The 23,710-nt window shown below is 72.2% G+C and carries 20 protein-coding genes and 3 tRNA genes; 16 read left to right on the top strand and 7 right to left on the bottom strand.

All coding sequences use genetic code 11. The features are described from left to right. The 3 genes from ACOJV7_RS16420 to ACOJV7_RS16430 all read right to left on the bottom strand — a co-directional run bounded on the left by ACOJV7_RS16420 (nt 1) and on the right by ACOJV7_RS16430 (nt 3,127). Nucleotides 1-1,212, bottom strand: coding sequence for a thiolase family protein (locus ACOJV7_RS16420; protein ID WP_420191304.1), 1,212 nt, complete (start codon nt 1,210-1,212; stop codon nt 1-3). 93 nt (nt 1,213-1,305) lie between these two features. Further along, nucleotides 1,306-2,541 (bottom strand): HRDC domain-containing protein, encoded by a 1,236-nt coding sequence (locus tag ACOJV7_RS16425; protein WP_420191305.1) that lies wholly within the window; start codon nt 2,539-2,541, stop codon nt 1,306-1,308. Between the two features lies 1 nt (nt 2,542). Further along, entirely contained in the window at nt 2,543-3,127 is a 585-nt protein-coding gene (locus tag ACOJV7_RS16430; protein WP_035946679.1) for a DUF3000 domain-containing protein, read from the bottom strand. A gap of 69 nt (nt 3,128-3,196) precedes the next feature. On the opposite strand from ACOJV7_RS16430, the gene ACOJV7_RS16435 reads away from it, so the two are divergent. Beyond that, nucleotides 3,197-4,030 carry a DMT family transporter gene (locus ACOJV7_RS16435; protein ID WP_420191306.1) on the top strand — a complete coding sequence of 278 codons (834 nt, stop codon included), beginning with the start codon at nt 3,197-3,199 and terminating at the stop codon, nt 4,028-4,030. A gap of 41 nt (nt 4,031-4,071) precedes the next feature. Next, nucleotides 4,072-5,100 (top strand): uroporphyrinogen decarboxylase, encoded by a 1,029-nt coding sequence (gene hemE, locus ACOJV7_RS16440; protein WP_420191307.1) that lies wholly within the window; start codon nt 4,072-4,074, stop codon nt 5,098-5,100. Here the strand turns inward: hemE and ACOJV7_RS16445 are convergent. After that, nucleotides 5,089-6,081 carry a DUF4349 domain-containing protein gene (locus ACOJV7_RS16445; protein ID WP_420191308.1) on the bottom strand — a complete coding sequence of 331 codons (993 nt, stop codon included), beginning with the start codon at nt 6,079-6,081 and terminating at the stop codon, nt 5,089-5,091. The genes hemE and ACOJV7_RS16445 overlap by 12 nt on opposite strands. A gap of 131 nt (nt 6,082-6,212) precedes the next feature. On the opposite strand from ACOJV7_RS16445, the gene hemG reads away from it, so the two are divergent. Beyond that, the gene (gene hemG, locus ACOJV7_RS16450; protein WP_420191309.1) at nt 6,213-7,637 is read left to right on the top strand and encodes a protoporphyrinogen oxidase; all 1,425 of its coding nucleotides are present in this window, start codon (nt 6,213-6,215) and stop codon (nt 7,635-7,637) included. Between the two features lie 4 nt (nt 7,638-7,641). Further along, nucleotides 7,642-8,370 (top strand): hydrogen peroxide-dependent heme synthase, encoded by a 729-nt coding sequence (hemQ, locus tag ACOJV7_RS16455; RefSeq protein WP_420191310.1) that lies wholly within the window; start codon nt 7,642-7,644, stop codon nt 8,368-8,370. A 120-nt stretch (nt 8,371-8,490) separates the two neighbouring features. Here hemQ and msrB read toward each other — a convergent pair whose 3' ends face one another. Then, entirely contained in the window at nt 8,491-8,931 is a 441-nt protein-coding gene (msrB, locus tag ACOJV7_RS16460) for a peptide-methionine (R)-S-oxide reductase MsrB (RefSeq protein WP_420191311.1), read from the bottom strand. Between the two features lie 237 nt (nt 8,932-9,168). Here msrB and ACOJV7_RS16465 point away from each other — a divergent pair, with 237 nt between their 5' ends. From ACOJV7_RS16465 to ACOJV7_RS16480, 4 genes are all read left to right on the top strand, one after another. Next, nucleotides 9,169-11,310 (top strand): ATP-dependent DNA ligase, encoded by a 2,142-nt coding sequence (locus ACOJV7_RS16465; protein WP_420191312.1) that lies wholly within the window; start codon nt 9,169-9,171, stop codon nt 11,308-11,310. Beyond that, entirely contained in the window at nt 11,303-12,469 is a 1,167-nt protein-coding gene (locus tag ACOJV7_RS16470) for an alpha/beta hydrolase family protein (protein WP_420191313.1), read from the top strand. Before ACOJV7_RS16465 ends, ACOJV7_RS16470 begins: the two co-directional genes overlap by 8 nt. A 209-nt stretch (nt 12,470-12,678) precedes the next feature. Continuing rightward, nucleotides 12,679-14,118 (top strand): dicarboxylate/amino acid:cation symporter, encoded by a 1,440-nt coding sequence (locus ACOJV7_RS16475; protein ID WP_420191314.1) that lies wholly within the window; start codon nt 12,679-12,681, stop codon nt 14,116-14,118. Beyond that, nucleotides 14,115-15,110, top strand: a complete 996-nt coding sequence (locus ACOJV7_RS16480) for an LLM class flavin-dependent oxidoreductase (protein WP_420191315.1) — start codon at nt 14,115-14,117, stop codon at nt 15,108-15,110. The genes ACOJV7_RS16475 and ACOJV7_RS16480 overlap by 4 nt, the downstream gene beginning before the upstream one ends. A gap of 136 nt (nt 15,111-15,246) precedes the next feature. Here ACOJV7_RS16480 and ACOJV7_RS16485 read toward each other — a convergent pair whose 3' ends face one another. Next, complete coding sequence (locus tag ACOJV7_RS16485; protein ID WP_420191316.1) at nt 15,247-15,930, bottom strand: dihydrofolate reductase family protein; 684 nt, start codon at nt 15,928-15,930, stop codon at nt 15,247-15,249. Nucleotides 15,931-15,989: 59 nt separating this feature from the next. On the opposite strand from ACOJV7_RS16485, the gene ACOJV7_RS16490 reads away from it, so the two are divergent. Then, nucleotides 15,990-16,847 (top strand): polyphosphate kinase 2 family protein, encoded by an 858-nt coding sequence (locus tag ACOJV7_RS16490; RefSeq protein WP_420191317.1) that lies wholly within the window; start codon nt 15,990-15,992, stop codon nt 16,845-16,847. Between the two features lie 22 nt (nt 16,848-16,869). On the opposite strand, the gene ACOJV7_RS16495 is transcribed toward ACOJV7_RS16490, so the two are convergent. Further along, complete coding sequence (locus tag ACOJV7_RS16495; protein WP_420191318.1) at nt 16,870-18,513, bottom strand: acyl-CoA dehydrogenase family protein; 1,644 nt, start codon at nt 18,511-18,513, stop codon at nt 16,870-16,872. Nucleotides 18,514-18,633: 120 nt separating this feature from the next. Here ACOJV7_RS16495 and ACOJV7_RS16500 point away from each other — a divergent pair, with 120 nt between their 5' ends. The 7 genes from ACOJV7_RS16500 (at nt 18,634) to katG (ending at nt 23,600) form a co-directional block, all read left to right on the top strand. Then, nucleotides 18,634-19,764 carry a YihY/virulence factor BrkB family protein gene (locus ACOJV7_RS16500; protein WP_420191319.1) on the top strand — a complete coding sequence of 377 codons (1,131 nt, stop codon included), beginning with the start codon at nt 18,634-18,636 and terminating at the stop codon, nt 19,762-19,764. A 76-nt stretch (nt 19,765-19,840) separates the two neighbouring features. Further along, nucleotides 19,841-19,913: transfer RNA gene (locus ACOJV7_RS16505), tRNA-Gly, on the top strand. A 23-nt stretch (nt 19,914-19,936) separates the two neighbouring features. Further along, nucleotides 19,937-20,007 (top strand) — tRNA-Cys (locus ACOJV7_RS16510). A gap of 17 nt (nt 20,008-20,024) precedes the next feature. Further along, nucleotides 20,025-20,099: transfer RNA gene (locus ACOJV7_RS16515), tRNA-Val, on the top strand. A 176-nt stretch (nt 20,100-20,275) separates the two neighbouring features. Then, nucleotides 20,276-20,737 (top strand): SRPBCC family protein, encoded by a 462-nt coding sequence (locus ACOJV7_RS16520; RefSeq protein ID WP_420191320.1) that lies wholly within the window; start codon nt 20,276-20,278, stop codon nt 20,735-20,737. Between the two features lie 73 nt (nt 20,738-20,810). Next, nucleotides 20,811-21,233 (top strand): Fur family transcriptional regulator, encoded by a 423-nt coding sequence (locus tag ACOJV7_RS16525; RefSeq protein WP_420191321.1) that lies wholly within the window; start codon nt 20,811-20,813, stop codon nt 21,231-21,233. 90 nt (nt 21,234-21,323) lie between these two features. Then, a complete protein-coding gene (gene katG / locus ACOJV7_RS16530) occupies nt 21,324-23,600 on the top strand; it encodes a catalase/peroxidase HPI (protein ID WP_420191322.1) in 2,277 nt (758 codons plus the stop codon). The last annotated feature ends 110 nt before the right edge of the window (nt 23,601-23,710 follow it).

Below are 23,710 nucleotides of genomic sequence, written 5' to 3' on the forward strand. Positions count from 1 at the left end.
TCAGGCGTCCTTCCCGTAGTCGGCGTGGTGCGGGTTCTCCCAGATGACCGAGCCGCCCATCCCAATGCCGATGCACATCGCCGTGAGGCCGAAACGGACCTCAGGGTGCTCCTCGAACTGGCGGGCGAGCTGGGTCATGAGCCGCACGCCGGAGGAGGCGAGCGGGTGGCCGGTGGCGATGGCGCCGCCGTACTCGTTGACGCGGGGGTCGTCGTCGGCGATGCCGAAGTGGTCGAGGAAGGCGAGCACCTGCACGGCGAACGCCTCGTTGAGCTCGAAGAGCCCGATGTCCTCGATGGTCAGCCCGGCCTTGGCGAGGGCCTTCTCGGTCGCGGGGACCGGACCGATGCCCATGACCTCGGGCTCGACACCGACGAAGCCGAACGACACGAGCCGCATCTTCACCGGGAGGCCGAGCTCCTCGGCCGCGGTCTCGGACGCAAGGATGCAGGCCGTCGCGCCGTCGTTGAGGCCCGCGGCGTTGCCCGCGGTCACCGAGCCGTGGGGGCGGAACGGCGTCTTGAGCCCGGCGAGCTCCGCGACGGTCGTGCCGGGGCGCGGCGGCTCGTCCTTCGTGGCGAGGCCGGAGCCGCGCTCGGAGTGGCGGGTGGCCATCGGCACGAGGTCGGGCTGGATCTTGCCGTCCTCGTAAGCCTTGGCGAGCTTGGTCTGGCTGCCCACCGCATACGCGTCCGAGCGCTCCTTGGTGAGCTGCGGGAAGCGGTCGTGGAGGTTCTCGGCGGTGTTGCCCATCGACAGTGCCGACTGGTCGACGAGCTTCTCGGCGAGCAGGCGCGGGTTGGGGTCGATGCCCTCGCCCATGGGGTGGCGGCCCATGTGCTCGACGCCGCCGGCGATGGCGATGTCGTAGGCACCGAAGCCGATCGAGCTCGCGACGTTGGTCACGGCGGTCATCGCGCCCGCGCACATGCGGTCGACGGAGTAGCCGGGGGTCGTGTTGGGCAGGCCCGACAGCAGGGCGGCGAGGCGGCCGAGCGTGAGGCCCTGGTCGCCGGTCTGGGTGGTCGCGGCGATGGCGACCTCCTCGACGCGGTCCTTGGGGAGCTGGGGGTTGCGCTTGAGCAGCTCGCGGATGCAGCGGATGACGAGGTCGTCGGCACGGGTCTGGGCATACATGCCCTTCTCGCCGGCCTTGCCGAACGGGGTGCGCACGCCGTCGACGAAGACGACCTCATTCAGGGTGCGGGGCACGGTGGAGCCTCTCTGGTCGGAGTGTGGTGCTCCGCTCAGGCTACTAAGCGCCCGCTTAGTCGGGTATGCCGGTCGGCCGTGAGAGCCGTCACCTCACCCGGCGTCCGGGTGGGCCTCGAAGGCCCGGGCGAGCATCGGCGCGACGATGTCGGCCTGCCACTGACGGACGCCAAGATCGCGCAGCTCGGCGGTGAACCCCTCGACGTCACGCGTCGACGGGGGCCGCCACACGACTCGACGCAGCGGGTCGGGGGAGCAGACGTTCTCGACCGGGATCTCGTGCTGCTCGGCGAAGGCGGTGAGCTCGGCCCGCACGTCCGTCAGCCGGGCCGCGGCCACCGGGTCCTTGTCGGCCCATGAGCGTGCAGGCGGAGGACCGTCGGAGCGCAGGGTCCGCTGCGGCAGGTCGGCCTCGTCGATGGCGTTGGCCCGCTTGACGGCTGCGACCCACTGCCGGCCGTAGCGGGCGATCGCCCGATGGCCGCTCGGCAGGTCGGACGTCGAGGTCGGTGCGGCGGTCGCGATGGAGACGAGGCCGGCGTCCGGGAGGATGCGCCCGGGTGAGGTGTCGCGGTCCTGGGCGATGTCGTCGCGGGTGAGCCAGAGCTCACGGACGACGGCGATGCCGCGACGGCTGCGGATCGTGTTCATGCCGCTCGTGCGCCGCCACGGGTCGACCTTCTCGGCCGGCGCCCACGACAGCAGGGCCTCGAACTCCTGACGTGCCCACTCGGACTTGTCCTGCCGGGCGAGGTCGACGCCCATAAGGTTGCGCAGCTCGGTGAGCACCTCGACGTCGAGCGCGGCGTAGCGCAGCCACGGCTCGGGCAGGGGACGCGTCGACCAGTCGACGGCCGAGTGCTCCTTGGCGAGTGCGAGCCCGAGGTAGTGCTCGACGACGGCGGCGAGGCCGACCCGGGGGAGCCCCAGCAGCCGGGCCGCGAGCTCGGTGTCGAAGAGCTGGCGCGGGCGCAGCCCGACCTCGGCGAGGCAGGCGAGGTCCTGGGTGGCGGCGTGCAGGATCCACTCCGCGCGCCCGATGGCGTCGTCGAGAGGACCGAGGTCGGGGCAGGCGATGGGGTCGATGAGCCACGTGCCCGAGCCCTCGCGGCGGACCTGGACGAGGTAGGCGCGCTGGCCGTAGCGGTAGCCGGAGGCGCGCTCGGCGTCCACGGCGACCGGCCCCTCGCCGGCGGCGATGGCGTCGGCGGCCTCGGTGAGACCGCGCTCGGAGTCGACCACGTGGGGCACTCCCTCGGAGGGCTCGTCGAGGGGGATGGGCGCCGGAGCCTGCTCGGCGTCGGGGGTGTCGATGGTGTCGGAGCTCATCTCAGCGACGCGGCCCCGGGAGGGCGACGACGCCCTCAGGCAGCGGGGGCAGCCCCGCGATCGTGCAGAGGAGGTCGGACCAGGCGAGCAGGTGGGTGCCCGCGTCGGGTCCGATGGGGGTCCACGACGCACGCACCTCCATCTCGACGCTCGCGGGGCGGTCGGCGAGCCCGGCGAAGCTCTGGCTCACGACGCGGGTCACGGTTCCCGCCTCGGCCGTGGCTGAGACGCCCCGACCGGCGAGGGCGTCGACGAGCCAGGTCCAGCCCACCTCACCCAGCAGGGGGTCGGCGGCGAGCTCCGGCTCGAGCTCGGCGCGCGCGAAGGTCACCGCGCGCCACTCGCCACCCCACGGCTCGGGTGCGGACGGGTCGTGCAGGAGGACGAACCGGCCGGAGGCCAGCTCCTCGTCGTCGCCCGCGGAGCCGAGGACGTCGGCGGTGAGCGCGACGGCATACGGAGCAATGCGCTGGGGCGCGGGCACCTCGGTGATCCGCACCTCGGGACGCAACCGGACGTGCCTCAGGGCCTCGAGCGCCGCGGTGAACTCCGGGGACTCGCGGCCGGGAAGGGAGCGTGTTGCCACCCGACGAGGGTATGCCGGGACGCGCGTTTCGGGGGGATTCGCCGCGCCGGAGGGCCTTAGGCTGCGGGCGTGCTCTCCCTCCTCGCGCTGGCCTCGTCGGCGGTGTGGGGGACCTCGGACTTCTTCGGAGGGGTCGTCGCCAAGCGGCTGCCGGCGATCGCCGTCGTCGGCGTGACGCAGGGCCTCGCCTTCGTGCTGCTCAGCACCATCGTCCTCGTGCGGCTGGGGCTCGGGCACCCGCCCGAGTGGGGGCCGTGGGTCGGATGGGCGATGCTCGCCGGGATCGCCGGGGCGAGCGGGCTCGTCGCGTTCTACACCGCGCTGGCGAGCGGGACGATGGGCGTCGTCGCCCCCATCGCGTCGATGGGGGTCGTCGTGCCCGTCGCGCTCGGCGTCGCCAGCGGCGAGACCCCGAGCACCTGGGTGTGGGTCGGCATCCTCGTCGCCGTCGTCGGCATCGTGCTCGCATCGGGGCCGGAGCTCTCCGGTGCGGTGTCGCCGCGACCGGTCCTTCTCGCAGGGTGCGCGGCGCTGTGCTTCGGGACCGCGCTCTTCTCCCTCGACCGGGCCGCACGCGACTCGCTGATCATGGCGCTGTGGGGCATGCGGGCGACGTCGGTAACGCTCTTCGTCATCGTCGCGCTCGTGCTGCGGTCCGTCGGTGGGACGCGGCGCGGCGACCTGGTGCAGCTCGCGCTCATCGGCTGGGCCGACCTGCTCGCCAACGCGCTCTTCGCGACCGCGTCCTCCTGTGGTCAGGTGAGCATCGCGGCGGTGCTCGGCTCGCTCTACCCGGTGGCGACGATCCTGCTCGCCCGGCTCGTGCTGGGAGAGCGGTTGCGTGGGATCCAGCAGGTGGGGGTCCTCTGCGCGCTCGCCGGGGCGGCGGTCATCTCGCTCTGACGGGGTGCGGGCGGCGCCGCGCCGAATGAGAGGATTCGGCGGTGATCGCCGACAGCCCGCTCGTCCTCGCCGCCACCCGTCGACCCGTGCCGCACACGCCCGCGTGGTTCATGCGCCAGGCCGGTCGCTCGCTGCCCGAGTACCGCGAGCTGCGCGAGGGCACGGACATGCTCGACGCCTGCCGCACGCCCGACCTCGTCACCGAGATCACCCTCCAGCCCGTCCGTCGCCACAAGGTCGACGCCGCGATCTTCTTCAGCGACATCGTCGTGCCGGTCGCAGCCGTGGGCGTCGACCTCAGCATCGTCCCCGGCACCGGACCCGTCGTCGCCGCGCCCTTCCGGACGCGCGCCGACCTCGACCGGCTGCCCGACCTCACTCCGGACGCCATCCCGGACATCACCGAGTCGGTGCAACGCCTCGTCGCCGAGCTCGGCTCGACGCCGCTCATCGGGTTCGCCGGCGCCCCCTTCACCCTCGCGTCCTACCTCGTCGAGGGCGGCCCCTCCAAGACGCACGAGCGGACCAAGGCGCTCATGCACGGCGACCCCCAGCTCTGGAACGACCTGTGCGAGCGGCTCGCCCAGATCTCCGGCGCCTTCCTCCGGGCGCAGGTCGAGGCCGGCGCCAGCGCCATCCAGCTCTTCGACTCGTGGGTGGGCGCGCTTCCGCGGGCCGACTACACGGCATACGTGCAGAAGCACTCGACCGCAGCGCTCGCGGCGGTGGCCGACCTCGGGGTGCCACGAATCCACTTCGGCGTCGGCACCGGCGAGCTCCTCGACCTCATGGGCGAGGCCGGTGCGGACGTCGTGGGCGTGGACTACCGCGTCTCGCTCACGGATGCGGTCGCGCGCCTCGGAGACTCGTATGCCGTGCAGGGCAACCTCGACCCGGCTCTCCTCGGTGCCCCGTGGGAGGTGCTCGAGGCGCGCGTGCGGGCGATCGTCGACGAGGGCCGCAACGCGCCCGGGCACATCTTCAACCTCGGTCACGGCGTCCCGCCGCACGCCGACCCCGACGTCCTCACGAGGATCGTCGAGGTCGTGCACGAGCACTCAGCCCGCTGACGGGGGCGGTGGTCCGACGGGCCCGCCGGGCCCGGCCGGTCCCGCGGGCACGGCCTGCGGGATGAGGGGCGCGCCGCCGTGGCGACGCCGGCGGAGCCACCACACGACCGGCGCGAGGACGAGGCCGATCGCGACCGCGAAGGGCAGCACGGCCCCCACGACCGTGGCGAGGACGGCGGCCGAGGTGACGAACGCCTTCCACCCGGACGTGAGGCCCGAGAGGAACCCGCCCGCGGCGACCGGCTCGTAGTCGTCGGTCGAGAGCGTGACCGAGACCGGCGACATCGAGACCGAGTCCTTGAGGCTGTCGAGCTGGGCGGTGAGCGCGTCGAGCTCGGCCTGACGCTGGGACAGCTCGTTCTCGAGCGCGACGAGGTCGTTGACGTTGGACGCGCGCGAGAGGAGGTCGCGGATGCGCGCCACGCTCGCGGTCATCGACGTCACGCGTGCCTGGGTGTCGACGTAGGTCCCGGTGACGTCCTCGCTCGAGCTGTTGCGGAACTGGACCTCGCCCACCTTGGCGATGAGCTCGATCGTCGCGTCGAGCTGGGCGGCGGGGACGCTGATCGTCACCGTGCCCGAGGTGTCGCGACCGCGCTCACCGGAGTAGAGCTCCTCGCTGACGACGACGCCACCCTGCCGCGCCGCGATCGAGCGGATCCGCGAGGCCGCGTCGGGCAGCTCCTCGACCTTGAGCTGGAGGTTGGCGCGGCGCACGAGCTTCTGGCCGGCGCTGGCCCGGGCGGACTCGGGGGAGACCGCCCCGACCGCCCGGTCGCCGTCCGCCCCGCCCTTGGCCTGCGGCCCGGCGACCGAGTCCTGCTGCGACGACCCACCGGACGCGGCGCCCGAGTCGGCCCCCGACTCGTCGCCGCCACCACCGCAGGCGGCGAGCGAGCCGGTGACGAGGAGGCCGGCGAGCGCCGCCGTGGCGAGGCGGCGTCCGTGCCGCCGGGTGGGACGCAGGCCGTGGGTGCTCATGACGCTCTCCATCTCTCCGGGCGCGCCCACCCCCTGCGGTGGGCCTGTCGATGGTGAGACTCCTCCGACGGGGTCACCGGTTCCACACACTCGGGTCACGATGCGGTGACGGCCTCTGAGAGAGTGGCGAGGTGACCGCCGAGCGCCGAGACCCCTCGTCCCGCACCGTCGTCGTCATCGGAGGGGGAGTCGCCGGGCTCACCGCGGCGCGCGACGTCCTCGTGGCCCGGCCGGGAACCCGGGTGGTCGTCCTCGACGCCTCCGACCGCGTCGGGGGCAAGCTCCGCCGCGAGTCGATCGGGGGCCACCTCGTCGACGTCGGCGCCGAGTCGATGCTCGCCGTCCGGCCCGAGGCCGTGGCGCTCCTCGACGAGGTGGCGGACCCCGCCGACGTCGTCGCACCCGCGACCACCTCGGCTCGTGTCTGGTCGCGTGGCGAGCTGCACCCGTTGCCGCGAACCCGGATCGGCATCCCCTTCGCCGACTCCGACGTGAAGGGGCTCCTCACCGAGGCCGAGGCGGCGAGGATGCACGCGGAGTCGCCGGCACCCGAGGTGGGCAGCGACGTGTCGGTGGGCGACTACGTCGCGGCACGGCTCGGTGACGCCGTCGTCGACCGCCTCGTGGAGCCGCTCCTCGGCGGTGTGTATGCCGGCCGGTCCCGTGAGCTGTCCCTGCGCGCGACGATGCCGGCCGTCTGGACCACCGCGCGGGAGCGCGGGTCGCTGCTGGCGTCGCCACCGGTCGACCCGCAGGTGGGGCAGGCCCGCCCGGCGTTCGTCGGGCTGCGCGGCGGCGTGGGGAGGCTGCCCGAGCTGCTCGCCGACGACGTCGTCGGTCGCGGGGGACTCGTCGAGACGGGGGTCATCGCCCGCGGTGTCGAGCGGACGTCGTCGAGGTGGTCGGTGCTCACCGGCCCGACGACCGAGCCCCGCCTCGTCGAGGCCGACGCGGTGGTCGTCGCCGTGCCGCCGGTCGCCGCCGCGCGGCTCCTGCGACCGCACGCGCCGGGTGCGGCCGACGAGCTCGGCGCGGTCGAGGTGGCGTCGGTCGGTGTCATCACGCTCGCGGTGCCTGCCGAGCAGGTCGCGTCGTGGGCGGGGTCGGGCTTCCTCGTGCCACCCGTCGACGGCCGCGGCATCAAGGCCAGCACCTTCAGCTCCGCCAAGTGGGGGTGGCTGGCCGCGGAAGGGGCCGACACGGCATACGTGCGGGCGTCCGTGGGGCGAGCGGGCGAGAACGCGACGCTGCAGCGGGACGACGCCGACCTCGTCGCGCTCGCCGCACTCGAGATCGCCGAGGCGGTCGGGTCGGGGCCCCTGCGCATCCTCGACAGCCACGTCCAGCGCTGGGGCGGCGGGCTGCCGCAGTACGCCGTCGGGCATGTCGACCGCATCGAGCAGGTGCGCGCTGACGTGGCGCGGGTGCCCGGTCTCGCCGTGGCGGGAGCGGCCTACGACGGCGTCGGCATCCCGGCGGTCGTCGGGTCGGCGCACCTCGCGGCCGACGTCGTCCTGACCCACCTCCGGGCGCTCGGGGACCGCGCGGGAGAATGAGCGCATGAGCACCCCGTCCGGCCGTCCCGCCCCGAGCAAGCCCACCCCCGCGCGCATGCGCGAGATCAACGAGACGATCCGCTACACGATGTGGTCGGTCTTCGAGGTCACCGAGCGGCTGGGCGACGGGGACCGCGCGGCGATGGCCGCCGAGGTCGAGGAGCTCGTGGCCGAGCTCGAGTCGCGCGACGTCGTCGTGCGCGGCTTCTACGACGTCGCCGGTCTGCGCGGCGACGCGGACCTCATGGTGTGGTGGCACGCCGAGCGGATCGAGGACCTCCAGGACGCCTACCACCGGCTGCTGCAGACGTCGTTCGGCGCGCACCTGTCGTCGGTGTGGTCCAACGCTGCCCTGCACCGGCCGGCGGAGTTCAACAAGAGCCACATCCCGGCGTTCCTCGCGGGCGAGGAGCCGCGCGACTACGTCTGCGTCTACCCGTTCGTGCGGTCCTACGAGTGGTACCTCCTCGAGGACGCCGAGCGCCGCGACATGCTGCGCGAGCACGGGCAGATGGCACGCGACTACCCCGACGTGCGGGCCAACACCATCGCCTCGTTCGCCCTCGGCGACTACGAGTGGGTGCTGGCCTTCGAGGCCGACGAGCTGCACCGCATCGTCGACCTCATGCGCGAGCTGCGTGCGTCGCGGGCCCGGTTGCACGTGCGCGAGGAGGTGCCGTTCTTCACCGGCCCGCGCGTCGAGGTCGCCGACCTCATCTCCCGCCAGCGCTGACACCTGGTGTGGGCGCGCCGGCCTGCGCGTCGGACCGAGCGGCGCAGAACGTGACGAGGGGCGCACCCATGGGTGCGCCCCTCGTCAGTTCGTGCGCCGCTGGCCGCGGCGACCTGTGGGTCAGGCCTTGTCGCCCTCGCCGCCGGCGGGGCGGAGGTTGAGGGCGATGCTGTTCATGCAGAACCGCTGGTCGGTCGGGGTGTCGTAGCCCTCGCCCTCGAAGACGTGCCCGAGGTGGCTGCCGCAGGAGGCGCAGCGGACCTCGGTGCGCGGGCGACCCGGCAGCGAGCTGTCCTCGAGGTACTCGACCGAGTCGCCGGCGAGCGGGGAGTAGAAGGACGGCCAGCCGCAGTGGCTGTCGAACTTGGTCTCGGAGGTGAAGAGCTCGGCACCGCAGGCGCGACAGGAGTAGACGCCCTCGGTCTTGGCGTCGGTGTACTCACCCGTGTAGGGACGCTCGGTGCCCGCCTGGCGCAGCACGGCGTACTCCTCGGGGCTCAGCTCGGAGCGCCACTCCTCATCGGTCTTGGTGACGGCATACGTGCGGTTCGAAGGCTCCATGTCATGAGCCAACCACGAGACCCTCGGGAACGTTCCCGGGGGCCTCGTGCGGTCGCGGACGCGGCCGAGGCCGGTGCTGCGGTGAGCAGCGGGTGGCGCCGACGAGCGTGCGGGCGACGAACGGTGCGGCGGCGGTGGCGCACGTTCGGGGGGTGGCCGGGGACATGGACGGCCCCGGTCAGCCCGGGTCGCCGCGGCTTCCGCTGCGCTGTCGTGCGGCGTCACTAGGGTGTGCCCATGACGGGTGCCACGACGCTGGAGATCGACGGACCGGACGGGGCGCGCGAGGTGCGGCTCTCCAGCCCGGACCGCCTCATGTGGCCCGGCGAGGGGATCACCAAGGGCGACCTTGCGGCATACGTCGTCGCGGTGGGGGAGCCGCTCGTCCGGGCGATCGGTGACCGGCCGGTGACGCTCCAGCGCTTCCCCGAGGGGATCGAGGGCGAGGAGTTCTACCAGAAGAACCCGCCCAAGGGCATGCCCGACTGGATCCGCACCGTCTCCTGTCGCTACCCGTCGGGGCGGCGTCACGACCAGCTCGTCGTCGACGAGGTCGCGGCGGCCGCCTGGGCGGTGCAGATGAACACCGTGACCTTCCACCCGTGGCCGGTCCGCACCGCCGACAACGACAACCCCGACGAGCTGCGGATCGACCTCGACCCGCAGCCGGGTCGCTCGTTCGAGGACGCCGTCGAGGCGGCGTTCGCGCTGCGCGAGGTGCTCAGCGAGCTGGGACTCACCGGCTGGGCCAAGACCTCCGGCAACCGCGGCGTCCACGTCTTCGCCCGGGTGAGGCCGACCCACGAGTTCCTCGACGTACGCCACGGCGTCATCGGCATCGCGCGCGAGCTCGAGCGCCGCCTGCCCGACCTCGTGACGACGAGCTGGTGGAAGGAGGAGCGCGGCGAGCGCGTCTTCGTCGACTTCAACCAGGCCTGCCGCGACCGCACCATCGCCTCCGCCTACAGCCCGCGCCCGCTGCCCGGCGCCCCCGTGTCGATGCCGGTGACGTGGGAGGAGCTGTCCTCGGTCACGCCCTCCGACTTCACGGTCCGGACGGTGCCGGGGGTCCTCGCCGACCGCGGCGACGCCTGGGAGCGGATGGGGGAGTCGGTCGGCGACATCACCCCGGCGCTCGCGCTCTGGGACGCCGACGTCGAGCGCGGGCTCGGCGAGCTCAACTTCCCGCCGGACTACCCCAAGATGCCCGGCGAGCCGCCGCGGGTGCAGCCGAGCAAGCGGCGCACCGACCGCGCCGACGAGGACTACATGAAGCCCAAGGCCGAGCGTGACGCCGAACTGCGCGAGCAGTGGGGGATGCCGGTCGTCCCGCCGATCCCGCCCATGCTCGCCAAGCCGTCGAAGAAGCTCGTCGAGGGCGACGTGAGCTACGAGCCCAAGTGGGACGGCTTCCGGTCGATCATCTACCGCTCCGGCGACCGGGTCGAGATCGGCAGCCGCAACGAGAAGCCGATGACCCGTTACTTCCCCGACGTCGTCGAGGCGGTGCTCGCCAACTTCCCCGACAGGTGCGTCGTCGACGGCGAGATCATCCTCGTCCGGCCGGGCGAGGACCGGCTCGACTTCGACCTGCTCCAGCAGCGCATCCACCCGGCGGCGAGCCGCGTCAAGAAGCTCGCGGCCGAGACGCCCGCGCGCTTCGTGGCGTTCGACCTGCTCGCGCTGGGGGAGCGCGACCTCATGGGCGAGCCCTTCTCGGTGCGGCGGGCCGAGCTCGAGAAGGCGTTCGCCTCGGTCGAGGCGCCCATCCACCTCACCCGGGCCACCCGCGACCCCGACGAGGCACGGAAGTGGTTCGAGCAGTTCGAAGGCGCCGGGCTCGACGGCGTCATGGTCAAGCCGCTCGACGGCACCTACGAGCCCGACAAGCGCACGATGCACAAGTTCAAGCACGAGCGCACCGCCGACTGTGTCGTCGCCGGCTACCGCACCCACAAGAGCGGCGACGACCTCATCGGCTCACTGCTGCTCGGGCTCTACGACGACGAGGGCACGCTCGCGAGCGTCGGGGTCATCGGGGCGTTCCCCATGGCCCGGCGCAAGGAGCTCTTCAAGGAGCTCCAGCCGCTCGTCACCGACTTCGACGACCACCCCTGGGCGTGGGCCAAGCAGGAGGAGGGCACGCGCACCCCGCAGAACGCGGCGCAGTCGCGGTGGGCCGCAGGCAAGGACCTGTCCTTCACGCCGCTCCGGCCCGAGCGCGTCGTCGAGGTCCGCTACGACCACATGGAAGGCGTGCGGTTCCGGCATACCGCGCAGTTCGTCCGGTGGCGCGAGGACCGCGAGCCGGAGTCGTGCACCTACGCCCAGCTCGAGGAGCCGGTGTCCTACGACCTCGCCGACGTGCTCGATGGCTGAGTCCCGCGGTGTGCGTCGCGCGGCAGTGGCGGCAGCAGCGGTGGGGGCGACGACGACGCTCGCGAGCGCGGCCGGCTCGCTGGCCGCGGCGGCATACTTCGCCCGTCGCGTGCTCACCCCCGAGCGGCAGCGACCGGACGACACCGAGATCCTCGAGCTCCGCGACGGGCGGGTCCTGCTGACCGCGACCGACGAGACCGTCGTGCCGGGTCGCTACGGTCTCTGGCTCGACGGCGGCGCGGGGCACGTGCGCATGGGCGACATCACCGCAACCGACCCGGCGGCCGGCACCGTCGAGCGTGAGGTCCACGGCACCGACCACGGCGAGCTGCGGACCGGAGGTGCCCGCTTCGACGGCTACTACTACGCCGGCACACCCGAGCAGGCGCTCGGCCTGCGCACCGAGTCGGTCGACTTCCCCGGTGAGCTCGGCCGGATGCCGGCGTGGCTCGTCCCGTCCCCCGAGGGGCGGGGGAGCAGGTGGGCGGTGTGCGTCCATGGCCGCGGCGCCCAGCGCCAGGAGACGTTGCGCGCACTGCCGGCGCTGCACGCCGCCGGGTGGACCTCGCTCGTCCCGACCTACCGCAACGACGAGGACGTTCCCGCCGGACCCGACGGCCGCTACAACCTCGGGCTCTCGGAGTGGCGCGACCTCGAGGCGGCGGTCGAGTATGCCGTCCGGTCCGGTGCCGAGGAGGTCGTCCTCGTGGGCTGGTCGATGGGTGGGGCGATCGTGCTCCAGTTCCTCGACCGCTCGCCGATGGCCGACGTCGTCTCGAGAGTCGTGCTCGACGGCCCGGTCATCGACTGGGGCGACGTCCTCGACCACCACGCCCGCCTGCACCGGCTGCCCAAGGGGGTGGGAACCCTGTCGCGCTCGATGATGGGGCGCGGCTGGGGCAAGCGGTTCGTCGGGGTGCACGAGTCGGTCGACGTGGCTCGCACCGACTGGGTGAGCCGCGCGGGCGAGCTGCGCCACCCGATGCTGCTCATCCACTCGGCCGAGGACGAGTTCGTGCCCGTGGGTCCGTCGCGCGCGCTCGCACAGCACCGGCCCGACCTCGTGACCTTCGAGGAGTGGCAGGTCGCCCGGCACTGCAAGGAGTGGAACACCGACCCGCAGCGGTGGGAGCGCGTCGTCGGCGACTTCGTGCGCTGACTCACGGTGGGTTCGCGTGGGTTCACGCGCACTCTCGGCGTGTCGGGAATAGCCCCGGCGCCTACCCGGTTGCCGCCCCTGTGTGCACCCCGACGATGACTCCTGCCCTGTGGCGGCGTCTGCACGTGGACCTGAGGCTGGACGCCAGCGACCGCTGTCGCGGCTGACCGCCTCCGCCCTCCACGTCCCCTTCTCCTCAGGAGTCCGTCATGTCCAGCACCACCCCTGACCCCGTCGCGCCCGCGGCCGGTTCCTCCGCGCGCGGCGCCGCCCCGCGACGACGCATCCCCTTCTGGGCCCAGGTCTTCGTCGGCCTCGTGGCCGGTGTCGTCCTCGGGTTGATCGCCCGTTCGTTCGACCAGCCCTGGCTCGCCGAGACGCTCAAGACCGTCGGCGGCATCTTCGTCCAGCTGCTCAAGGTCATCGTCGTCCCGCTCGTGCTCACCGCGATCATCGTCTCGATCGCCAACCTGCGTCAGGTGACCAACGCCGCGCGGCTCGCCGGCGAGACCCTCGTCTGGTTCGCCGTCACCGCGGCCGCGTCCGTCGTCGTCGGCATCACCCTCGGGCTCGTGACGAACCCGGGCGCCAACGCCACCCTCGACACCGCCGCCGGTGAGGCGCCGAGCAAGACCGGCAGCTGGCTCGACTTCCTCACCTCGATCGTGCCGGGGAACTTCCTCGGGCTCGAGGTCTCGACCTCGGCCGAGGAGGGTGGCGCGCTCAGCTCGAGCCCGTCGTTCAACATCCTTCAGCTCGTCATCCTCGGCATCGCCATCGGCGCCGCGGCCCTCGCCGTCGGCGCCAAGGCCGACCCCTTCGTCGAGCTGACCCGCAGCGCGCTCGAGATCTTCAGCAAGCTCGTCTGGTGGGTCATCAAGCTGTCGCCCGTCGGCACCGCCGCGCTCATCGGCTCGGCTGTCGCCAACTACGGGTGGGACCTGCTCGGTCCGCTCGCGATCTTCACGGCCGACGTCTACCTCGGCTGCGCCATCGTGCTGCTCGTCATCTATCCGGTCGTGGCGCGCGCCAACGGACTCAACCCGGTGCGGTTCTTCGCCGGTGCATGGCCCGCGATCCAGTTCGGCTTCGTCTCGCGCAGCTCGATCGGCACCCTGCCGCTGACCCAGCGCGTCGTCACCCACAACCTCGGCGTCTCGCGGGACTACGCCTCGTTCGCCGTGCCGATCGGCGCGACGACGAAGATGGACGGCTGCGCCGCGATCTACCCTGCGCTGGCCGCGATCACCGTCGCCCAGCTCTTCGGCGTCGACCTCGGCATCACCGACTACCTGCTCATCGCCTTCGTCTCGATCGTCGGCTCCGCGGCCACGGCCGGTCTCACCGGTGCGGTCGTCATGCTCACGCTCACGCTGTCGACGCTCGGGCTCCCGCTCGAGGGCGTCGGGCTGCTGCTCGCGATCGACCCGATCATCGACATGATCCGCACCGCGACCAACGTCGCCGGCCAGGCCCTCGTGCCGACGATCGTCGCCAAGCGCAACGGCCTGCTCGACCAGTCCGTCTACGACGCCAACACCTTCGGTGGGGCCGACCGGCGGCTCGAGCTCGACGAGGACGAGGCCGCCCCGCTGGCCGCGCACTCCACGACGGCCACCGAGGACAGCCGCGTGGCGGTCTCCGCGTGAGCCCCGCAGGACCGCGGCTGTCGTTGCTCGACCTCGCCACCGTCGGGCGCGACCAGCCCATCGGTGAGGCGCTCGAGGCGAGCACGGTGCTGGCGCAGAAGGCGGACTCACTCGGCACCTTCGAGCGGCTCTGGTTCGCCGAGCACCACAACATGCCCTCGATCGCGTCGGCGGCGACCGCGGTCCTGCTCGCGCATGTCGCTGCCCGGACCGAGCGGATCCGCGTCGGTTCGGGCGGCGTCATGCTGCCCAACCACTCACCGCTCGTCATCGCCCAACAGTTCGGCACGCTCGCCGAGCTGCACCCGGGCCGGATCGACCTCGGTCTCGGACGGGCTCCCGGCACGGACCAGGTGACGATGCGTGCCCTGCGGGCCGACCCGCGGGCCTCGGAGCATTTCCCCGACGACGTGCTCGAGCTCCAGGGCTACCTCTCCGACGAGAGCCTCGTCCCGAGCATCAACGCCATTCCCGGGCGCGGGACCAAGGTGCCCCTCTACATCCTGGGCAGCTCGCTCTTCGGTGCACAGCTCGCGGCGCGCCTCGGCCTGCCCTACGCCTTCGCGAGCCACTTCGCCCCGGACGCGCTCGTCCAGGCCGTCGAGGTCTACCGGCGCGAGTTCCGCCCCTCGGAGCAGCTCGCCGAGCCCTATGCCATCGCCGCGCTCAACGTCGTCGTCGCCGACGAGCAGGAGCACGCCGAGGCCCTGGCCGCCTCGGCGCTCCGCTCGCGCGTGCGTTCGCTCGCCTCGCGCGTGCCGGCGTATGCCGGTCGGCTCGACGACGCTGCCGTCGACGAGCTCATCGACTCGCCCGTGGGGATGCAGGCCCGGCACATGATGACCTACTCGGCCGTCGGTGACCTCGCCTCGGTGCGCGACTACCTTGGCCGCTTCGCCGAGCACGCCCACGCCGACGAGCTCATGGTCACCAACGCCGCCCCCGGCCTCGACAACCGCCTCCGCGCTCTGGAGCTCCTCGCCTCCGACTGACCCGCCAACCGCCCTGCAGAGTCCGCAGGGTTCTCAAGGTAGGCAGGGTCCTTCAGCCTGCAGGTCCCGTGCACAACTCACCAATTCCTCCCGTTCGGCACACAAAGCACCGTGCGGAACGGGAGGAATTGGTGAGTTAGGCACGGGGGAGGTGCCAGAGGCCGAGGAGGGTGCCATCCTCCTCGACGAGGTGGCGCAGCTCGGCGTCCAGCCCCGACGGACCGCCGAGCCCGGCACCGGCGACGATCCGGGTGTGGTCACCTCCGACGATGCGTGGCGCGAACGTCAGCGCCACCTCGTCGACGAGCCCTGCGTCGAGCAGGTCGTGGAAGAGGCTCGGACCGCCCTCGGTGAGGACGGACGGCATACCGGTGTCTCGGAGGCGGCCGACGAGGGCGGCGAGGTCGACGCTCTCCTCGCCGAGCACCCACACGTCGTCGGCCGCGTCGCGGCCTGAAGCGGCGCAGGTGACGAGAACGACCTCGCCGTCGCCGGAGGCGAGCGACTCGGGGAGCCGGCCGTGTCCGCTCACGACGAAGATCGGGGTCGCACCGGGCCGGTAGCCCTCCGCACGTGCCGTACCCGCGCCGACGAGGACGCAGTCGGCGAGCTCGCGCTGGAGGTGGAAGACACGGCCGTCGGCCTCGGTGTTGATCGAGCCGCTGCGGCCGTCACCGCCGACGCCGGAGCCGTCGAGCGTCGACACGAAGTTGGCGCGGACCCCTCCGTCGTCGGGCCACGCGTAGAGCCGCGCGAGGGCGTCGTCGTCGACCGGACCGGGCACGTCACCGGTGGAGCCGGTCTCGAGGAGGAGGCGCACGCCGGAAGTCTGTCACCTCGCGCCGCCCCCACGAGGTCGGCGGCTGACAGGATGCGGGGATGGCGAAGAGCGCGACCACGTCCACGGCATACCGCGACGCCCTCAGGGCAGGGGAGGGCTTCGACCTCGCAGCGATCGACCCGCGGTCGACACCCGGGTTCGACGGCGACAAGGCCGCCGGTGAGGAGGCGCTCGCCGGTCTCGGGGACCGGCTGGCAAACCTCCAGGAGCGGCTCTACGCGGAGTCGCGCGGCGGCGGCACCCGCTCGGTCCTCCTGCTCATCCAAGGCATGGACACGTCGGGCAAGGGCGGGATCATGCGCCACGTCGTCGGGGCGTTCGACCCGCAGGGCGTCGAGATCACGTCGTTCAAGGCACCGACGGACGAGGAGAAGAAGCACCCGTTCCTCTGGCGCATCCGCAAGGCGCTGCCCGTCCCCGGCGACATCGGGGTCTTCGACCGCTCGCACTACGAGGACGTGCTCATCGTGAGGGTCCACGACCTCGTGCCGCAGAGCCAGTGGTCGCGCCGCTATGCGCAGATCAACGACTTCGAGGCCACGGTCGCCGAGTCCGGGACGACGATCATCAAGGTCCTGCTCCACATCTCGAGTGACGAGCAGAAGGAGCGGCTCACCGAGCGGCTGGAGCGACCGGACAAGCACTGGAAGTTCAACCCGGGCGACCTCGACGAGCGGGCTCACTGGGCGGACTACCAGGAGGCCTACCAGGCCGCGATCGAGAAGTGCTCGACCGACGTGGCGCCGTGGTTCGTGGTGCCCGCCGACCGCAAGTGGTACGCCCGGCTCGCCGTGACGAACCTCGTCCTCGAGCACCTGGAGACACTTGACCCGCAGTGGCCGAAGGCCGACTTCGACGTCGAGGCGGAGAAGCGGCGGCTCTCGCTCATGCCCTGAGCGGGGAGGCTCGCGCCCGACGTCAGGCGAAGGCGCGTTCGAGGATGCTCGTCACGTCCGCCGCGCCGACGTCGTCAAGCGAGCCGAACGTCGTGCCATGACCACCCGGCTCCAGCCGGGACGCGACGAACGTCTCGGACACGGAGGCGGGCGAGTGCTGGGTCAGCAGTGCCGCCTGGAGGGTCACGGCCAGGTGCCCGACGATGCGGCGCGCATGCCACGGCCCGGCCTCGCTCGCGGCGGCCGCAACGAGTGCGGGCACCCCGTCGATGGCGCGGTCGAGCCGGCGGTCGTGCCCGCGGGCCCCGGACAGCTCCTTGTCGAGGGCGGCGACCGTCGCGGGCTCGCGCGTCATCGCCCGGAGGACGTCGAGCGCGCCGACGTTGCCCGACCCCTCCCAGATGGAGTTGAGCGGCGCCTCGCGGTAGAGGCGGGCGAGGCCGTTCTCCTCGACGTAGCCGGCGCCGCCGAGGCACTCGAGCGCCTCGGCGACGACGGCGGGGGTCCGCTTGCACACCCAGAACTTGCCCAAGGCCACGCCGAGCCGCGCCAGCTCGGTCTCGCCGGTGTCCACGGCGTGCGCCATCCGCAGCCCGAGCACCTCGGCCGCCTCCACCTCGAGCGCGAGGTCGGCGAGCACGTTGCGCATGAGTGGCTGGTCGACGAGGAGCGCGCCGAACGCCGAGCGGTGCCGGGCGTGGTGGACGGCGCGCACGACCGACTCGCGCATCGTCGCGGTGGAGCCGAGGACGCAGTCGAGCCGGGTCGACGACACCATGTCGAGGATGGTCCGGATCCCGCGGCCCTCGTCGCCGACGCGCACCGCCAAGGCCTCGTCGAGCTCCACCTCGGACGACGCGTTGGAGCGGTTGCCGAGCTTGTCCTTGAGCCGCTGCAGCCGCAGTGGGTTGCGGGTGCCGTCGTCGAGCACGCAAGGCACGAGGAAGCACGTGACGCCCGCCGGCGTCGTGGCCAGCACGAGGAACACGTCACTCATCGGCGCCGAGAAGAACCACTTGTGGCCGGTGAGGCGGTAGGTTTCGCCACCCTCGACGGGACCGTCCGGCACGGGGACGGCCCGAGTGACGTTGGCGCGCACGTCGGAGCCGCCCTGCTTCTCGGTCATCCCCATCCCGGCGATGGCGCTGCGCCGCTCGGCGACCGGCCGCAGCACCGGGTCGTAGTCACGCGACGCGAGCAGCGGGACCCACCGGTCCGCGAGGGTGGGTGCCGCACGCAGGGCCGGCGCCGCGGCATACGTCATCGACACGGGGCAGAGGTGACCCGCCTCGGCGCGGGACCACGTGACGAAGCCCACGGCCCGGCGCAGGTGTGCGCCGCTGCCCTCCGGCCGGGTCCACGCCTCGGCAGTGAGCCCGTGGCCGACGGCGACGCGCATGAGGTCGTGGTACCTGCGGGTGTAGTCGACCTCGTCGACGCGGCGCCCGGTGCGGTCGTGGGTCCGCAGGCGCGGGGTGTCGCGGTGCGCGTCGTCGGCCCAGCGCTGGACCTCGGCGCTGCCGGCGAGCACACCGAGCTCGGTGAGCCCGGCGACGTCGTCCGGGTCGCCCCACCGCTGCACCGCCTCGACGGCGACGGCATCGGTCGTGAAGAGGTCGTGCCCGGTGAAGTCCGGCACTTGGTTGACGACGTCGGAGGTGCGCACGGCCCGAACGCTAGCCGCCCCAGGCGCTACCGGTGGGCTCGGCTCGTCGTGATCGGCTCGTGTCCGCCGCCGCACCGTGTCAGGGCCCGGGCGTGCACCGTGGGCGGCTAGCGTGATCGGGTGACCGACGCGAAGCGACGCCTACGGCGCTGGCTGGCGCGGTTCCCTGCCCTGGAGGCGCTGGCGCGGCTCACGGTGGAGACGATCCGGATCTGCCTGCGCTACCGCGTCACCGGGCTGGCCTCCGAGGCCGGCTTCTTCGCCCTGCTCTCGCTGCCGCCGCTCGTCCTCGGGCTCTTCGGCGGGGTCGGCTACGTCGGCCGCTGGCTCGGCACCGACACGGTCGAGACGGTGCGCAACGGCATCACCGAGTTCGCCGGCAGGTTCCTCACGACCGACGTCATCTCCACGACGTTGACGCCGACGGTGGACGACGTCTTCACGTCGGGCCGCTTCGACCTCATCTCGGTCGGATTCGTGCTGTCGCTGTGGTCGGGGTCGCGCGCCCTCAACGTCCTCGTCGACACCGTCTCGATCATGTACGGGCAGTCGGGGGTGCGCGGCATCGTGCCGACCCGGGTGCTGAGCTTCTCCCTCTACGTCGTGGCCCTCGTCGTGGGGATCGTCACCATCCCGCTGGTCCTCATCGGCCCGACGCTGCTCGGGCAGTTCCTGCCGGAGCGCCTGGACGCCCTCACCCTGCTCTACTGGCCGGTCGTCTCGCTGCTCGTCATCGCGACGTTCACGAGCCTGTACCACGTGTCCACGCCCGTCCGGAGCCCGTGGACGCACGACGTGCCCGGAGCCGTGCTCACGCTCCTCATCTGGGTCGTCGCGTCGTTCGTCGTGCGCGGGTCGATCGCGGCCTCGCTCGACGGCACCTCGATCTACGGCCCGCTCAGCGCTCCGATCGTCCTGCTCATCTGGCTCTACATGCTCGCCATCGCGGTGCTCATCGGGGCCGCCCTCAATGCCGCCATCCGCAACCTCTGGCCGTCGGCGGACGAGCGGGGGCTGCGCGAGCGGGTCGTGGGCCGGCTCCGTCGCCGCGAGCGCCGAGCCACGTCCGTCCGCACCGCCGACGGCGGTGCGGGGGAGGGCCTCGACGAGGACGGTCGGACCGGCGAGGGGGAGGTCGACGACGACCTGGAGCTGGACGGCATACGGGAGGCCGCGAGGCGTCCGCTCACCCCGATCAACGACGACGAGACCCTCGTCATCCCGCGGATCAGGGTCGGCTCCGGGCGCTGACCGAGCCGGTTTGGAGTTCGCGCTCGGAATCAGTTAAGTTTCTCTCCGCACGCAGGAAGGAAACTTCGGGCGTCGCGCGGATGTAGCTCAGTTGGTAGAGCGCAACCTTGCCAAGGTTGAGGTCGCCGGTTCGAACCCGGTCATCCGCTCGGAGGGTTAGCCACCCCTCAATGGTGGAGTGGCCGAGAGGCGAGGCAGCGGCCTGCAAAGCCGTTTACACGGGTTCAAATCCCGTCTCCACCTCGAGTAGTACCCCTCACGGGCGATTGGCGCAGTGGTAGCGCGCTTCCTTGACACGGAAGAGGTCACTGGTTCAAACCCAGTATCGCCCACCAGAGAGACGAAGGCCCCGGACCGCACAGCGGACCGGGGCCTTCGTCGTCACCCTGTGTCGCCGAGCGGAGAGCCGGCGGGTCGAGCGCCGTCGGCGCCACGCGGCCGACAGCCCGCCTCGGGCCGCCCGGCCTGACCGCGCGACCCGGCGACAGGGCACGCACGTAGCCTGTGCGCCATGACGAACCGCGACCGAGTGAGCGTCGAACGCCTCGTGCCCGCACCGGCCGACCAGATCTTCGACCTCCTCGTCGACCCGGCGCGCCACCTCGACATCGACGGGTCGGGGACCGTCCGGCGGGCGCGCTCCGGCGGGCGCCGGCTGCGCCTGGGCGACTCCTTCGGCATGGACATGAAGCTCGGCGCGAGGTACTCGACCCGCAACGAGGTCGTCGAGCTCGTCGAGAACGAGCGCATCGCATGGCGCACGCTCGCGCCCTTCCCGCTGACGCTGCTCTTCACCGGGCGCACCTGGCGCTACGAGCTCGAGCCGGTCGAGGGGGGAACCCTCGTGCGCGAGACCTGGGACCTCGGCACCGAGGCGTGGCCGGGCCGCCCGGTGGTCCGGCGCATGGCGGGGACGACGCGGCGCAACATGGAGCGCACCCTCGCCCGGATCGAGGAGCTCGTCAGCGCCTGAGCGGTCTGACGGCTCGCCTGTCCGGCCACAGGCCAATCTTGACTTGTTCCAGAAAGTGCGTGATGCTGCAGGCGTGACGACGGACCCGAGGATCGAGCTGCAGCAGGCCTCGCTGCGCGTGACCCGGCCCCGTCTCGCGGTCCTCGAGGTGCTCGGCGACGAACCGCACCTCGACACCGACACGATCATCGGTCGCGTCCGCGAGAAGCACGGCTCGGTCTCGCACCAGGCCGTCTACGACGTCCTCAGGGCGCTCACCTCCGCCGGCCTCGTCCGCCGCATCCAGCCGGCCGGCTCGAACGCCCGCTACGAGGCGCGCGTCGGCGACAACCACCACCACGCCGTATGCCGTTCGTGTGGTGACATCGTCGACGTCGAGTGCGCCGTCGGTCACGCCCCCTGCCTCACCGCCCCGGGCGGCCACGGTTTCGTGGTCGACGAGGCCGAGGTCGTCTACTGGGGCACGTGCAGCGCCTGCGCCGCCCTAGCCACCTGACGCTCGTGCCGGCCACCCACCGGACCGGCGAACCCACCCGTTCCACCGACCGACCAGACCCACCGAAGTGACAAGCCGGAAGGAAGCACGATGACCGACAGCCAGGCCGACCCGACCCCCGCGAGCCCCCAGGGGGTGGACCGGAAGGCCGAGGGTGGATGCCCCGTGATGCACGACTCCGTCACGGCTCAGGGCAGTGAGAGCGAGAACCCGGCGATCGACTCGCCGACCCCGAAGACCGGCGGACGTCCGCACGGCATCAAGGACTGGTGGCCCAACCAGCTCGACCTCTCCGTGCTGCACGCCCACTCGTCCAAGGGCAACCCGCTCGCCCCCGACTTCGACTACGCCAAGGCGGTCTCGACCCTCGACGTCGAGGCGGTCAAGCGCGACATCACCGAGGTCCTGCACACCTCGCAGGACTGGTGGCCCGCCGACTTCGGCCACTACGGCGGCCTCATGATCCGCATGAGCTGGCACGCCGCGGGCACCTACCGCATCTACGACGGCCGCGGCGGCGCGGGTGACGGCGGGCAGCGCTTCGCCCCGCTCAACAGCTGGCCCGACAACGCGAACCTCGACAAGGCCCGCCGCCTGCTGTGGCCGGTCAAGCAGAAGTACGGCCAGCAGATCTCGTGGGCCGACCTGCTCGTCCTCGCCGGCAACGTCGCGCTCGAGGACATGGGCTTCGAGACCTTCGGCTTCGCCTTCGGTCGCGAGGACGTCTGGGAGCCCGAGGAGATCTTTTGGGGCCCCGAGGACACCTGGCTCGGGGACGAGCGCTACGCCGGAGAGCGTGAGCTCAACGAGCAGCTCGGTGCCGTCCAGATGGGTCTCATCTACGTCAACCCCGAGGGTCCGAACGGCAACCCGGACCCGGTGGCGTCGGCGCGCGACATCCGCGACACCTTCGCCCGCATGGCGATGAACGACGAGGAGACCGTCGCGCTCATCGCCGGTGGCCACACCTTCGGCAAGACCCACGGCAAGGGCGACCCGGACCTCATCGGTCCCGAGCCCGAGGGCGCCCCGCTCGAGGAGCAGGGCCTGGGCTGGCGCAGCAGCGCCGGCAGCGGCAAGGGCACGGACGCCATGACCTCGGGCCTCGAGGTGACGTGGACCGACCGCCCGACGCAGTGGAGCAACCGCTTCTTCGAGATCCTCTTCGGATACGAGTGGGAGCTCAGCGAGAGCCCGGCCGGCGCCAAGCAGTGGGTCGCCAAGACGGAGGACCGGATCATCCCGGACGCCTTCGACGCCGACACCAAGCACCGCCCGACGATGCTCACCTCCGACCTCGCGCTGCGCATGGACCCGGAGTACGAGAAGATCTCGCGCCGCTTCCTCGAGAACCCCGAGGAGTTCCGCCTCGCCTTCGCCAAGGCCTGGTACAAGCTGCTCCACCGTGACATGGGTCCGGTCTCCCGCTACCTCGGCCCGTGGGTCGCGGAGCCGCAGCTGTGGCAGGACCCCGTGCCCGCCGTCGAGGGCGACCTCATCGGTGACGCGGACGTCGCCGCGCTCAAGGAGGCCGTGCTCGGCGCCGGCATCGACACCGCCGACCTCGTCTGGACTGCGTGGGCCTCGGCCGCGAGCTTCCGCACCACCGACAAGCGCGGTGGCGCCAACGGTGCGCGGATCAACCTCGAGCCGCAGCGCGGCTGGGCTGCCAACGACCCGGAACGGATCGCGCCGGTCCTCGAGGCGCTCGAGGGCGTGCGGTCCGAGTTCAACGGCCGCGGCGGCGCGCAGGTGTCGCTCGCCGATCTCATCGTGCTCGCCGGCTCCGCTGCCGTCGAGAAGGCAGCGAAGGACGCCGGTGTCGAGGTCACCGTCCCGTTCCACGCCGGACGCACCGACGCGACGCAGGAGCAGACCGACGTCGAGTCCTTCCGGGTGCTCGAGCCGCGGGCCGACGGCTTCCGCAACTACATCCGCGAGGGGGAGAAGCTCCAGCCCGAGGTGCTCCTCCTCGACCGCGCCTACATGCTCGGCCTCACCGCGCCCGAGATGACGGTGCTCGTCGGCGGACTGCGGGCCCTTGGCAACAACCACGGTGGCGTCGCTCACGGCGTGCTCACCGACAAGCCGGGCGTCCTCACCAACGACTTCTTCCGCAACCTGCTCGCCCCGGGTACGCAGTGGAAGGCGTCGCAGGATGCCGAGAACGTCTACGAGATCCGCGACCTCGCCAGCGGCGACGTGCGCTGGACGGCGACCGCCGTCGACCTCGTCTTCGGCTCGAACTCGCAGCTGCGGGCTCTCTGCGAGGTCTACGCCAGCGAGGACGCGCGCGAGAAGTTCGTGCACGACTTCGTCGCCGCGTGGGTCAAGGTCATGGACGCCGACCGCTTCGACCTGGTCTGAGCGGCTCGCTCACCCGTCCTGACGGGTGAGGCACAGAGGGGGACGGTCCTTCGGGACCGTCCCCCTCGCCGTGTCCGGGACGGTCCGTCAGGCCGGGAGGTCGCGATCGC

Source organism: Knoellia tibetensis (genome assembly GCF_048606415.1).
Lineage (GTDB): Bacteria > Actinomycetota > Actinomycetes > Actinomycetales > Dermatophilaceae > Knoellia > Knoellia tibetensis.